Below are 310 nucleotides of genomic sequence, written 5' to 3'. Positions count from 1 at the left end.
TGGGTGCAAAGCCGTCAGCATAGTCGCCAAATCCCACCGCATTGACGCCCTTAAACTGCATCGCCGCGTAAGAAGTTCCACAATTGCTTTCATACGAAAAACCATAGGGCTTGCCGCAGCTTGTGCTACCGATACGAATTACTTGCATGAAAGGGGAGAGGCCGTTAAAGACGGACTCACTCGCAGAGCAAGTGCTGCCAGTGGTCAGCATGAAAACCCGCTTGAGCCCCAACTGCGGTAGAACCCGGCCTGGCGCCACCGAGAATCCCTGGCTGGTCTGGTGAAATGTGCTGGTTGAATTGCAGAACGA

Annotated in this window: 1 pseudogene; it reads right to left on the bottom strand. The window is 54.2% G+C overall.

What is annotated here, in order from left to right:
- Positions 1 to 310 (bottom strand): annotated as a pseudogene (locus tag AC097P_RS23930) (S41 family peptidase); the annotation flags it as partial.

It is taken from the genome of Rhodoferax sp. ZS1R8, from assembly GCF_056521325.1.
The sequence above is the reverse complement of the archived record's forward strand: the minus strand, read 5'-3'. Positions and strand labels throughout refer to the sequence as shown.